At 44.1% G+C, this 13350-nt stretch carries 14 protein-coding genes; 10 read left to right on the forward strand and 4 right to left on the reverse strand.

Annotated elements, in window-relative coordinates; genetic code table 11:
* Positions 1 to 1222, reverse strand: a 1222-nt coding sequence (locus LDL35_RS02525; RefSeq protein ID WP_304019193.1) for an ATP-binding protein, incomplete at its 3' end; no start/stop codon positions are given.
* A 216-nt stretch (positions 1223 to 1438) separates the two neighbouring features.
* Between LDL35_RS02525 and LDL35_RS02530 the strand changes: the two genes are divergently transcribed.
* The 4 genes from LDL35_RS02530 to LDL35_RS02545 all read left to right on the forward strand — a co-directional run bounded on the left by LDL35_RS02530 (position 1439) and on the right by LDL35_RS02545 (position 6080).
* Positions 1439 to 2503 (forward strand): DMT family transporter, encoded by a 1065-nt coding sequence (locus LDL35_RS02530; protein ID WP_304019195.1) that lies wholly within the window; start codon positions 1439 to 1441, stop codon positions 2501 to 2503.
* A 370-nt stretch (positions 2504 to 2873) separates the two neighbouring features.
* On the forward strand, positions 2874 to 4226 hold the full coding sequence (locus tag LDL35_RS02535; protein ID WP_304019198.1) for an ATP-binding protein: 1353 nt from the start codon (positions 2874 to 2876) through the stop codon (positions 4224 to 4226).
* Positions 4227 to 4864: 638 nt separating this feature from the next.
* The gene (wrbA, locus tag LDL35_RS02540) at positions 4865 to 5500 is read left to right on the forward strand and encodes an NAD(P)H:quinone oxidoreductase (protein WP_304019200.1); all 636 of its coding nucleotides are present in this window, start codon (positions 4865 to 4867) and stop codon (positions 5498 to 5500) included.
* A gap of 142 nt (positions 5501 to 5642) precedes the next feature.
* On the forward strand, positions 5643 to 6080 hold the full coding sequence (locus LDL35_RS02545; protein WP_304019202.1) for a metal-dependent transcriptional regulator: 438 nt from the start codon (positions 5643 to 5645) through the stop codon (positions 6078 to 6080).
* Positions 6081 to 6095: 15 nt separating this feature from the next.
* Here the strand turns inward: LDL35_RS02545 and LDL35_RS02550 are convergent, their stop codons facing one another.
* Positions 6096 to 6569, reverse strand: coding sequence for a hypothetical protein (locus LDL35_RS02550; RefSeq protein ID WP_304019204.1), 474 nt, complete (start codon positions 6567 to 6569; stop codon positions 6096 to 6098).
* Positions 6570 to 6672: 103 nt separating this feature from the next.
* Between LDL35_RS02550 and rbr the strand changes: the two genes are divergently transcribed.
* A complete protein-coding gene (rbr, locus tag LDL35_RS02555) occupies positions 6673 to 7245 on the forward strand; it encodes a rubrerythrin (RefSeq protein WP_304019205.1) in 573 nt (190 codons plus the stop codon).
* A 139-nt stretch (positions 7246 to 7384) separates the two neighbouring features.
* On the opposite strand, the gene LDL35_RS02560 is transcribed toward rbr, so the two are convergent.
* Positions 7385 to 7948: a YqhA family protein gene (locus tag LDL35_RS02560; protein WP_304019207.1), complete on the reverse strand. Its 564-nt coding sequence runs from the start codon at positions 7946 to 7948 to the stop codon at positions 7385 to 7387.
* A 219-nt stretch (positions 7949 to 8167) separates the two neighbouring features.
* Here LDL35_RS02560 and LDL35_RS02565 point away from each other — a divergent pair, with 219 nt between their 5' ends.
* From LDL35_RS02565 to LDL35_RS02580, 4 genes are all read left to right on the forward strand, one after another.
* Positions 8168 to 9637 carry a response regulator gene (locus tag LDL35_RS02565; protein ID WP_304019209.1) on the forward strand — a complete coding sequence of 490 codons (1470 nt, stop codon included), beginning with the start codon at positions 8168 to 8170 and terminating at the stop codon, positions 9635 to 9637.
* 106 nt (positions 9638 to 9743) lie between these two features.
* Positions 9744 to 10214: a TIGR00725 family protein gene (locus LDL35_RS02570; protein ID WP_304019210.1), complete on the forward strand. Its 471-nt coding sequence runs from the start codon at positions 9744 to 9746 to the stop codon at positions 10212 to 10214.
* Between the two features lie 89 nt (positions 10215 to 10303).
* Complete coding sequence (gene htpX / locus LDL35_RS02575) at positions 10304 to 11182, forward strand: zinc metalloprotease HtpX (RefSeq protein ID WP_304019212.1); 879 nt, start codon at positions 10304 to 10306, stop codon at positions 11180 to 11182.
* Between the two features lie 71 nt (positions 11183 to 11253).
* Positions 11254 to 12249, forward strand: coding sequence for a substrate-binding domain-containing protein (locus LDL35_RS02580; RefSeq protein ID WP_304019214.1), 996 nt, complete (start codon positions 11254 to 11256; stop codon positions 12247 to 12249).
* Between the two features lie 23 nt (positions 12250 to 12272).
* Here the strand turns inward: LDL35_RS02580 and LDL35_RS02585 are convergent, their stop codons facing one another.
* Positions 12273 to 12584 carry a hypothetical protein gene (locus LDL35_RS02585; RefSeq protein ID WP_304019215.1) on the reverse strand — a complete coding sequence of 104 codons (312 nt, stop codon included), beginning with the start codon at positions 12582 to 12584 and terminating at the stop codon, positions 12273 to 12275.
* Between the two features lie 152 nt (positions 12585 to 12736).
* Between LDL35_RS02585 and LDL35_RS02590 the strand changes: the two genes are divergently transcribed.
* The coding region (locus LDL35_RS02590; protein WP_304019217.1) for a S8 family serine peptidase at positions 12737 to 13350 on the forward strand (614 nt) is incomplete at its 3' end.

The raw sequence follows: 13350 nt of genomic DNA on the forward strand, positions 1-13350 counted from the left end.
GACGGATCTTAATCGGAGTTCCATCGATAATCATGTCCTGATATTGTCGTATAGTCAGAATAATCCCATTATCACATTGCGTTTCTTTCATGGCCTCCAGCAATCCGGATATCTCCCTTTCCTGGTTCTCCATAGTCAATTCAGTACATGCCTGAATACAGGTGGTGACCTTCCCCTGGTTAAAAGTTAAGAAATCACATTCACCGTCAGCTTTAAACCAGAACAGTTCATGTCCACGGCTGGTATATTCCAGCCAGACCGCCTGTTCAAACAATAATCCGGTATCGCCTGAAAATCTGAAAGATACCGTATTTCGAAGGCCGGTATCAATCCCATACATCTTTTTCTGATAGGCATGCTGACGCCGGAGTGAAAAATCAAACTTAAAGCATTCAGATATGAGAAAGGAATCCTGAAGATATCCTATCCATGACCTGATAGTCATCGGGTTTTTCAAGCCAATAGATTTTGCCAGAGATTGATATGACGCCTCTCGAGTCAGATTAGAATAGAGGTATCTGCACAATTCACGAAAGGGAAGAATTTCGCGAATTCCATACCGGACGATTATGTCACGGTATATAATATCTTCAAAAACCTGATGTAATATTTCCGGATCTTTATATTGTAGAAAACCAGGGAATCCTCCCTCTTCCAGGAATTTTACACATAATCGCTGAACTTCTGCTTCAGCTTGTGTTCCCTGTGGAAATTCTGATATTCCCATGCTATTGCAATATTCATCAAATCTGAATGGCCAGAGTGATATGGTAACATATCTGCCGGTAAGGCGGGTTCCAAGTTCTGAACTCAGGAGTTGCGCATTTGATCCGGTTAGAAAAATCTGATATCCGTCATCATGAATCCGCCTGACAAACCTCTCCCATTCTGGAATGTTTTGAATTTCATCAAGGAAAATGGTTCGAATACCTGGATTATTCTCTTCAAATATTGTCATTATCTCAGTAAGATGATGAATTCCGATCCCTGCAAATCTTTCATCATCCAGGTTAACATACAAATACGAAGGAAAAAAGTCAGCGAGTTGTCTGAGCAGGGTGGATTTCCCACATCTTCGAACCCCGGTTATTACAATTATTTGTGGGTGGTTCACATACTTTGAAAAGTCAATCCTTCTTCGTATTCCCATACTGGAATTTTTAAACCGTTGAATCTGATTTATCAGGACGGTTTCAAGGTTGTGATGAGAGAATGGATCCATATATCAGTAATATATGGATTGTCTTCAAAGTATATATTAGTAATATACAGATGTAGAAAAAAAAAAATTCCTTGAAAAAGATATTGGTACTTGCATGCTCCTGTGATGCGATTAATATTCGAAAAGGCATTCAATCAAAAATATTTATTTTAGATTAAGTATTCCGAAAAATTAGGCTGGATAGAGCTTATCTCATCTCAAATACTAAATATGATCATGCAACCTGGCAATCGGGACGCGATATTGATGGCCCTCCTTGCCGCTGCCCTGTTTGGTGCAGTAATTCCTGCTTCCCGAATTCTCCTTTATGATATAGGTCCGGTCACTCTTGCCGGGCTTCTGTATCTGGGAGCCGGAGCCGGGGGGCTTGTGATACGGAGATTTACAAATCCGGAAGGGAGGAGCGAGGCTCCTATTCGGCGGACTGATCTTCCCTGGCTTCTTGGGATCATTGCCTTTGGCAGCATCATCGGCCCCATCCTCTGTATGGTCGGTCTTACTACTACTCCGGCATCAACTGCATCTCTGCTCCTCAATGCTGAGCTGGCTTTCACAACCCTGATTGCCGTGATTGGATTTCGTGAACCGCTGGGAAGACGGGGGCTGTATGCCATTATTGCAGTCGCTCTTGGTGGCCTGGTTTTATCATATGATCCTGCAGGAACGTTTGGGCTGTCAGTAGGTTCAATTCTCATCATCCTGGCATGTTTCTGCTGGGGTCTGGACAATAATTTCACCCGGGTAATATCCGGAAAGGAACCCGCCCAGATTGTCATGATCAAGGGATTTGTAGCCGGAATATTTAGTGTCTGCCTTGGGTATGCTATCGGAGAACCGGCTCCGTCCCTGATAATTGTCCCGGCAGTTCTACTCATCGGGTGTCTGGGGTATGGGGTTTCGATATTCTTTGTCATTCGGGCCATGAGAGTTCTGGGGTCAGCCCGGACCGGTGCATTATTTGCAACAGCTCCATTTATCGGTCTCTCCCTCTCTCTTCCACTCCCCGGTGAGAACCCCGGATTCCAGATATTAATAAGTCTGCCACTGATGGCCATTGGAGCATGGCTGATTGCCACCGAAGATCATGATCATCGTCATATTCATGGTTCGTCCAGGCATGAGCACCGGCACAGTCATGAAGATGGGCATCATGATCATCACCATGATCCGGCTATGAAAGGAGTTGTCCATGCCCATACCCATGAACATGAGCGGGCTTCCCATACCCATTCTCATACCCCGGACCTGCATCATTTTCATGACCATGAAAAAGGTGATTAAACCATGTATATTCCAAATGTTATGCGGATTAAAAAAACCAGCCTGAACGACTCTCTCTGGATGTGGGGTGATTATCTCTTTTGTGGGCAACAATAAACTTAATTGAAATCAGAATAGAAGAATTGTCTAAAAGGATTCATTGATCAGATGGATTAATATTGATACAAAGCCTTGAAATCAAAAGGAAAAAGGTAACAGTATGCATATAAGAAAATGCATGGTTTCCGCAAATTCTTTCGTCCCAAATCTGAGGTATTTCTAACTAATAAATAATACTTCTTACTGGAAAATGTCCAGAATGTGGGGGACTGGTTGGTGATGATAGAGAATTTTCAAGAAGGTGATGTATATTTCGGTTTTGAATGAGAGGGTGCGATCAATTAGTGAGGCGTTATCTGGTATAGAGAACGGAGAGATAGAATTTAAGCAGAAGCCAAATGGAGCGATGTTTAAAACACTCTCGGCCTTCTCAAATACAGAGGGCGGTTTTGTGTTCATTGGTGTTTCCGATTCAGGGCAGGTTTTGGGATGCCGGTGCCTGAATAGTGATCTTAAAGAGCTTTCAGATACGATTGTAAATTCTCTTGGGATACATCCGTCAATTGATTGTGTAGAGATTGAAGGGAAAAACATTATCCGAATAGCTGTAAAAAAGAGTCTGATTCCGATTGCGTATGAGGGACGATATTATTCACGGGTAGGGAATACAACAAGAATCATGGAAGGAGAGGATTTACGGCAGTTTTTTATCCGAGACGTCTCTTGGGATGGTCTTTCCTCAAATCATAGTCCTGATGATATTGATCCGGAGACTGTACGACTTTTCCTGGGATTAGCAATCAGGGCCGGACGGCTGTCGGCTGCGGATGACCTAGAACCTGCTCACGCAGTTCTCACCCGGTTAGGTCTGATTACAAATGGAAAATTGAATAATGCCCAGTATCTCCTATTTGGAAAGAAACAACCTTCCTATTCTTCTGAGTATGTGCTTAGGGTAGGGAGGTTTCGTGACCCGACGACAATCACTGGTGACCGATGGATAGAGGGTAACTTGTTTCAGCAATTCCAGGAAGGGGAAGAGGCGATTCGAAATTTCATGAATGTCCGGTATGAGATAACCAGTGCTCAGATGGAGCGACAGGAGATATGGGACTACCCCCGTGAGGCCATTCGTGAGGCACTCGTCAATGCCCTAATTCACCGGGATTATTTTAAGAAAGGTCAACAGGTCGTAGTCAAGGTGTATGATGACCATCTGTGGATGCATAATCCGGGGGGTCTTCCTCCAGGAATCAGCGTTGATGATCTAAAGAGATCACCTCATTCAGTGCTTAGAAATCCTCTGATGGCAAAAGTTTTTTATCTGGCAGGGTTTGTGGAACAGTATGGTTCAGGGATACATCGAATGATTAATGCCTGTATAAGTAATGGACTTTCAGAACCTGTTTTCTCTTCTGATAGGTTCGGATTTACTATTGTCATTCGAAAAGATCCTATAAGTATTGACTATCTGACAGGAATAGGTTTACAAGAGCGTCAAATACGTGCAATTCTCTATACGAAAGAGCATAAAAGTATTTCCAGTGGTGAATATCAAAAATTGGTTGAAGTTTCTTCCAGAACTGCAAAATATGAACTTTCAGATCTCATGGATCGTGGTCTTCTGGAGCGAAAAGGAAAAGGAAGAGCAACGAAATATTTCCTTAAAAATCCGAATGATTGAGTGAATAGTAAGACATATTAGTGATCAACAGGTGTGACAATGCACGATTTGCACGATTCATGCACAATTTTTGCACGATTTGCACGATTGATGCATGAAAAAAATCTGGATAACTGGTATACCTACTGTACAATTATTTAGGATTTAGTTCAATTTCCACATAATTTTTTGTGACTTCCATCATCTAATAAATCTCATGGAAGGTGAATAGATGACATCAGTAAAATGGGTGAATCCTTAATGGGTCGTGAGAGATGCTGAGAAAAATTTTTAAAAAAGATTTGGGAACCTCTCATATCAACCAAAAAACGAAGTTTTGATCAGACAACCGGTATAACCGGATATGTCTGGAGGTTACAAAATAGGTAGGTCCAACATTAAGATTCCTCGAATAAATTGCCTTTGCAGGTAAATGCATCAGCCTGACCGGTATACCATATAAAATTATGACCAAACCATTGTTACCGGTCTTCTTTTATACAATCCAATTCTGACACGTCACGATATTCTCTGTTTATCAGGTTTTTTATCTCTTTATGAATGATATTTCCGTTGATTATACGCGTACCCACTCTTCTTATCCATTGAGATCCGAATCTATTTCTGTTTGTAGGATGAACAATCCCTCAACTGGTAATATGTCAGCAAGGGTTTTCATTGTCTATTACTCACTCTATGGGCATGTCCATGCAATGGCTCAGGCTGTTGCAGAGGGGGTGCGTGATGCCGGGCTTGAGCCCGAATTATTCAGGGTTCCGGAGACATTACCTGATGAAGTTATCGAAAAGATGGGAGCGAAGTCATTCCAGACAGAGTTTCAAAAACTTCCAGTGATAACTCCTGATGAACTAGCAAAGGCCGACGCCATTATCTTTGGGACACCGACCCGGTTTGGCAATATGTCCGGCCAGATGAGATCGTTTCTGGATGCAACCGGTGGAATCTGGAGTCGTGGAGCACTTGCCGGGAAAGTAGGCAGCGTTTTTACAAGTAGTGGAACCCAGCACGGCGGTCAGGAATCAACCATCCTCTCGATGCATATCACCCTTCTTCATCATGGGATGATCATAGCAGGATTACCATACACCTTTACCGGCCAGACCACCATGGATGAGATTACCGGATGTTCACCATATGGAGCTTCAACGATAGCAGGAGGCACTGGGCAGCGGTTTCCATCTGCGAACGAACGTGCAGGGGCACGGTATCAGGGAAGATATGTTGCACGAATAGCACGAGAGTTAGCTGGGAAACAACATGAAATTCTATTTTAATTTCGAGGAGTACAGAAATATCTGATATGGCGAAACGTTCAGGGAGAAGTTGAGCCGGATATTTCTAAAGGATATAAGGTACATGAAAAATAAAACCTATCTGCAATTTCGCATGCGATAACGAGCGTCCATTTTTAAGATTATGACTGAAGAGAAAGTTACGAGAAGAAATGAGGACCTCCTTGAGGTGATCTTTGAAATCTCCGAAGAGAAGGGATATGCAAAATCACGGGACATTGCCAATGCACTCCACATCACCCCTGCCACCGTTACCGACGGATTTAAGCGATTACAGGATGCAGGGCTGGTAAATTACGAACCATACGGGGGAGTGACCCTGACTGAGCAAGGGCGGTGTATTGCAGAGAGAACCAGGCAGTCTCACACCGTCCTTCGCACCCTCCTTGAACTTATCGGGGTAGATGGATCCATTGCAGATCATGATGCCTGTATTATGGAGCATGGATTATCCCCGGAATCATATGATAGGCTCCTTAGAGTAGTCGAATTTATTGAGGAATGTTGTGCAGATCCGGCAATAAAAAAACGTTTTGAAAAAATTGTCCTGAAAAAAGGCTGAACCCTCCATCACTCCTCATGTTGGTGGTTTTAAGTATTCAGGGAATGAGTGGGCGATCTGTTTTGAAACGGTTATAATAATCGGCTTTTCACTTTGAACCGCATATTCATACATCGTTGTCCAGAATGCACTCCTTTTCTGTCTGAACTCTATTGATCCCCATGGGATGAGGACACTTTTTCCCCGTTCTGATTGAATGAGGGATCCAATGCTGAAAGGAAATCCTAAAGCGATGAAGAGCCCTTCCGGTGAGATTACCACCTTCACACAGTTCTTATACCAGATCTTCCCCACCCCAAGGGTCTGATGTGAAAACACCGCACCCGAAGGTTCCAGACTGGCCGGCCAGTGTTCAGCCAGCAAGTTATACCCACCCGATTTATCAAGGTTTTTTAAGAACAGAAAAACTAAGAGGAACAGGCCGATCACAAGGATGGTGAGGACAATAAAAAAGGGGGCGATGATAAAGAAGAATGGTTCGGCTGTCATATTACCTCTATTGTATATTCTCATCTGTCATCTATTTATTGACCCAGAGCAGATTATTATCTGTACGACATAACACATCATGTTATGACAGAGGCTGATCAATATGGAGTTAAAAGGAAGCCAGACCGAAAAGAATCTCCTTGCAGCATTTGCAGGGGAATCCCAGGCCCGGATGCGATACAATTACTTTGCAAGTGTTGCGAAAAAAGAAGGATATGAACAGATCTCTGCAATCTTTACCGAGACTGCGGATAATGAGAAGGAACATGCAAAGCTCTTCTTTAAATTACTCCCCGGTGGAGATGCAGAAATTACCGCATCATATCCCTCAGGAATGATAAAAACAACTGCAGAAAACCTTAAGGCCGCAGCAGATGGTGAGAGTCATGAGTGGGGATCTCTCTATCCCGGATTTGCAGAAACTGCAGAGAAGGAAGGATTTAAAGAGATTGCAGAGACATTCCGTCACATTGCAAAGGTGGAAGTATCTCATGAAGAGCGGTTCCGCAAACTCCTCGCAGCAGTCGAGCAGGGAACGGTGTTTAAGCGGAATACTCCTGCCAGGTGGAAATGCAGAAATTGTGGGTATGTCCACGATGGTTCTGAAGCACCACATCCATGCCCGGTTTGTGCACATGCACAGGCATACTTTGAGCTCTGGTGCGATAATTACTAATCTCTTCTTTTTTCTTCAATTTATTATCAATTTATTTGTCTTTCAAAATCAAAGTCCTCATATCAGAAAAAATCACTCCATCGTGCAGGAAAATCGTCCGATATGATTGAGGAACTAAAAAAATGATTTCGTAAGCCTTTCAATGCTCTTTTGTCAGGAAGTATGACCCGATACACAAGGCAAGTATCGCAAGTGCAAGGAGCAGGGCATCACTGACGGCAATCATCTTCATAGATATGACATTCTTGAAGAATGCAACCATGAGGATGATGATGATCACTTTTATGATCTTGCTTTTCAGTTCATCCAGTGAGGTTATCTGAAGAAGGGGGTGCTCGACATCATCACACGTATCCCGTGCGACATCGATCTTTGAAATAATCAGTTCGTACAGTCCGAAGCTGAAGATCAGAAAGAATACTGCAATCAGGTAGAGATCGAGTGCTCCAATAAATCCTTTGAGAATCTCTTCATTCTCCAGAGTTGCATGATCTGATGTCATACCTGCAATACTAAAGAGGATTTCCTTAACCGGATGGATGATCTCCAGGGTGCCCATGATAAAGAGGGCGACTGAAGCAATAGCACAGAAAATTACTGCAAGAAATGAGACGTACCGGAATTTCCAAAGCCAGTATTCGATTGGATTAAGGATTTTACACTCAAAGGATTCCTTATCTACAGAAATCATTTTTTTGATCATATGATTCTTCTGCATTATGAGGCATACGAGAGCAATAAATATTTGCCCTGTCCAAAGGGAGCTGGCAAGAGCAAATATAATATATCTGCCTAAAATCTATTTTGGAATCCTTTCTGCCGTTGATTGCTTTCTCCGAACTCGTGAACATATACATATATATCATGAAGGAAAATACTCATCCATCTATACATATATCCCGTTTGTCCATACCAAAGGGGGATGAGGGGTGGACAACCGGTATACGTCTTTGCGATGGTGGGGGTGAGGATTTTGGTATCGGTACTCTATGTAGATGATGAAGAGGATCTCTGTGTTGCCTCCTCTCTTTTTCTCAAACGGAAAGGGTTCTCTGTAACAACGTGTTCTTCGGCTACAGAGGCACTGGATATTCTCAAAAAGTCTTCATATGATGTCATCGTTTCAGATTACATGATGCCAGGAATGGATGGAATCTCTCTCCTTACTGAAGTTCGGAGGATACATGGAGATATTCCATTTATTCTTTTCACCGGCAGGGGGGATGAGGAGGTTGTAATCCGGGCTATTGAGCAGAAAGCCGATTACTATGTCAGGAAAGGAAATGATCCGACCACCGTTTTTTCAGACCTTGCCTATACCGTCGATAACGTTGTTGAGCGGTACAAAACAAAAAAAGACCTGTTTGAGAGTGAGGAAAAATACCGGTTCCTGGTAACCCATGCATTGGAGCCGATACTTATTGTTGATCTGCATGGAACCCTTCTTTTTGCAAATAATGCCGCGGCAAAGATGATTGAAGTTGCAGATATCCCTGAAAATCTGGGACGGAATGTCATGGAGTTTATATCTCCTGAATCACATGAGGCAGTAATTCGTGATTTTTCCGAAGTTGCACGAGGGCATGACTCCTATATTGCCGAATATGAAGCGGTTACGTCTCAAGGCCGGCCTGTCACGGTTGAGAGTATTGGAAAGCTGATACACTATGAGGATAATCCTGCAATCCTTCTCTCACTTCGCGATATTACCGACCGGAAACAGATAGAAAAATCTCTTCGGAAGGCCTCAAAGCAGATAAATCTCATGAATAGTATCACCAGACATGACATTTTAAATAAGGTCACCATCATTCTGGGTGCAATCGAGATAGCAGAGATGGAATGCAGTGATCCTTCCATATCCCACTATTTCAAAACCCTTGAGTCAGCCACGACTGCCATTCAAAAGCAGATTGAATTTACCCGGCTGTATCAGGATTTGGGAATCCATGAGCCGTCATGGCAATCCCCGGTCATGATAATAAAGGGGCTGCAGATCCCAGAAGGGCTGACTTTGGACGTCAATCTTGAAGAGATTTCTGTTTTTGCTGATCCGATGCTGGAAAAAGTCTTTTTCAACCTCCTTGATAATTCCCTTCGTCATGGTGAAACGGTGTCACATATTCTGGTTACCGGATTCAGGCATCCGGACGGGTACACCATTTCATGGGAGGATAACGGGATTGGTGTCAGGGATAACGAGAAAGAGGCAATATTTGACCGTGGGCATGGGAAACATACCGGCCTTGGACTTTTTCTTGTCAGGGAGATCCTTGCTTTGACCGGCATATCAATTGCTGAGACCGGAACAGAAGGAAAAGGGGCCAGATTTGAGATTACCATTCCAAAGGGTATCTATGCAGATACGATCGTCTCCCCGGCTCTGGCATGACCATTCGTATTCAGAATGCGACAGTGGGTCATTGATCCATCTATTGCAGGGAAGGATTCATTATACTGAGTCGGGTAGGGATAAAGTTCTCACCTTTTGAGAAGTCATGGTTATGAAAATGGGTGATGGAATAAGAAACCCGGGTAGACAGGTTGCAGTTATTGGAGGATCCGAGGCAGAGAAAGAGGCCCTCCTGCATGCAGAACGGGTTGGTCTGCTCCTTGCACAACATGGGGCCGTTCTTCTCTCCGGAGGACGGGGTGGAGTTATGGAGGCCTCATGTCGTGGTGCCTTCCATGCAGGAGGTATAGTGGTCGGTATCGTTCCAGGTTCAGAAGGAAATTCCTATCTTACTGTAATAATTAAAACCCGGATGGATCATGCCCGAAATTTTATCCTGGTTGGCTCCGCAGATGCAGTAATTGCAATTGGAGGAGAATACGGGACATTAACCGAGATTGCCTACGCCCTGAAATCGGGGATCCCGGTATACGGGATTTCAACCTGGGACATTCCTGGTGTCATACCCTGCGAAAGCCCTGATCAGGCAGTGCTCCGGGCGATATCTGATCCCTGAATAAATCCTTTCTTCTTTTGTTCCGACAGATATACACATCCGGATGGTATAACTCTTTATCCTCAAAGATAAAAGTACCTTAGACCGATATGAAGTGGAAACGTGATGCAGGCCTTACAGGACGAATACTCCTGACATGGGCACTGCTCTTACTCGTGTATCTGGTGTTCATGGGTATTCTTATGGCTCTTGGTCTGCCATCCGGATTTATTGTCCTGATTGCAGTTGTCATGGGCCTTGTCCAGTACTTCTTCTCTGACAGACTGGTGCTCATGACCACCGGTTCGAAGATTGTTGAATATGATGAAGCTCCGGATCTCCACCGCATGATCGAGAAGTTATGCACAGAAGCAGACCTTCCAAAGCCACGGATTGCGGTCATGCATTCCCCGATGCCAAACGCATTTGCAACCGGCAGAAGCCCGAATCATGCAGTTGTGGCAGTAACGGATTCTATCATGCAGACATTAAACCGCGATGAGCTTGAGGCGGTCCTGGCACATGAACTCTCGCATGTGAAAAACCGAGATATCCTTACCATGACGGTTGCCAGCTTTGTTGCCATGATCGCATCCATGATCATGAACAACTTCCTGTTCGCCTCAATATTCAGTAACCGGGAACAGGGAGGAGCATGGATTATTGCAGGAATTGTTGCAGCAGTGGTCTGGGTTATTGCAACGCTCCTCATGATGGCACTCTCCAGGTATCGGGAGTTTGCAGCCGACCGGGGAGCAGCATATATTACCAATAACCCGGATGCCCTGATATCAGCTCTTCAGAAGATCAGCGGAAGAATGGATCGTCTTCCGCCTGAAGCAAAAGTTGCAGCTGAAGGAGCAAATGCATTCTACATCATCCCCGCCCTGTCTGGAAAAACTCTTGCAGGGCTCTTCTCAACTCACCCGGCTCTTGAAAAGCGGATTGAAAACCTTGAAAAAGTCAGGGCAGAAATTCGCGGATATTAAATCTCTTCTTTTTTTCTCTATATCGACAGGTATTAGTATTCCCTGATATCAACTGGAATGATATGATCCCCATGCGGTTCGTATTCACAGGTTTCCTGCTCCTTCTGTCTCTCATGGGATGGTTTGTTTCTGCAGATACTGCCAGTCATGACCTTCAGGTACTCTATCCGGTTTCCATTGAGACTCAGGTGGAAGGGTATATTGAACTCTTCAAAGACAAATATCCTGATATCCCGGTGATTCCGGTGAAAACAAACGGGACCGGTGATCTCGTATCCCTGGTACAGAATAATGAATCAGGTTATGATGTTCTCATAGTTCCTGATTATGTGTCCTTTGAAAAAGGGCTGATGCCATCCTATATCACATGGGATATCAGGTATGGCAATTGTGCCATGGTGCTGAGCTATACCCCGGAAAGTGCATATGCCGACATGATAACTTCGGAGAACTGGTATGATGTTCTCAGCCAGGAAAAGGTAACAACTGCTATCGTGCATCCTGATGCCGATGCCAGAGGCTGGCGTTCGCTGGTGACCTTGAGCCTTGCAGATGATCATTATGAAAAACCGATATTCGAGACCATCATTCCACCAGAGTCTGGCATTACCCGTATGGAATCTGAGAATGGAACCATAGTATCTGCAGTAAACCCTCACAGCCATGGTAATTTCCTGGTTCTGAATACTACAACCGAGGCCTTCGATTATACAAAGAATAGCACGGTTGATTATACCTTAAATTACCAGGGAGGTGCATATCAGCATGGGCTGTCCATGATTAACCTTCCGGAGGAGATAGATCTGTCTATTCCTGAATTCCAGGAAAATTACTGGAGTGTGGGAGTTGAAACTGGTTCAGGAATGAAACACTCTCCGCCCATTGTCTTTGCAGTTTCCATCCCGACCAATGCTCAAAACAGGGATGCCGGCATCGATTTTATAAGGCTCATACTGAGTGAAGAAGGAAAAGAGGTATTACGAGGATTAGGCCAGGATCCAATCCGGCCTGCAGAAGGTTTTGGTGATGTTCCCCCTGAATTAGGCTCGCTGGTATCATTGGGATAAGGCCTAAAGCTGGCCTTTCTTTTTTATATCTCCCGAATTTCAAACCAGGGCAGGTCATTCTCTGCATGAGTCGGATGATGTTCTGATGGATAAATAAGGTTTTTATTGATTTCAAACCATGGAGCAGGTTCATCAGGGTTGGTCGGGTGGTCAGGTGAGGTAAAAATCTTCTTGTCACGGATTACATACCAGGAGACCGGTTCCTGGGGATGAGTCGGATGGTACAGGGTTGTGTAAATCTCGTTCTCTACGATTTCAAACCATGGAACCGGTTCATCAGGACTTTCCGGATGAAATGAGGTGGTGTATATATTCATCATTATACATCGGCTCATGAGTTCTTAATTTTTACATGAAGAGGGAGAATGAAAACCATGAGACACTCATTGCCATCCCAATACGATGGAGTTGTGACGACTTGAAAGCCATGAATCTCTTGATTAGCAGAAACCGAAAGAATTAAGGTCTTAATCACGAAAAGGAAATTATGAACCGGTTAATCATACTTTTTTTGCTTTTTTCGTGCTTCATTCCAGGCCTTGTTGCCGATGAAGGATCATCTGATCACCTTTTTTTACAGGCCGAACATGCTCCGGAATACTCCCAGATTCTGGTTAAACTTGCTACTTCCTATACAAATACCGTTCCAGATATTCATTCTTTAGCAGGAGAAATTCAGGGAGAGGTAGTAACTGACTATGCTGATCTCAATTATCCCGGTCTTTTCCTTGTCCGGGTGCCTGGTGAGAGAGACGTTCAGGAGTCGGTGAGTTTTTTTGCCAGCCAGCCAGGAGTTGCATATGCAGAACCAGATTATCCCATCAGGTTTGACAGGATTCCAGATGATCCGGATCTCCTGCATCAATGGGGATTATACAATACCGGCCAGGTGTACAAAACGAATAGTACGCCGGGAATACCTGGAGCTGATGGGAAGGTCACTGACGCCTGGAATGTTTCCACCGGGACAAAGGATGTGGTGATTGCAGTTCTGGATACCGGTATTGATTACTATCACCCCGATTTATCGGGGAATCTCTGGACAGACCCGGTGACCGGAGCACATGGATATAATGTCATTGACGGGAGTTATGATCCTCT

The organism is Methanospirillum hungatei (genome assembly GCF_020216685.1).
Lineage (GTDB): Archaea > Halobacteriota > Methanomicrobia > Methanomicrobiales > Methanospirillaceae > Methanospirillum > Methanospirillum hungatei_B.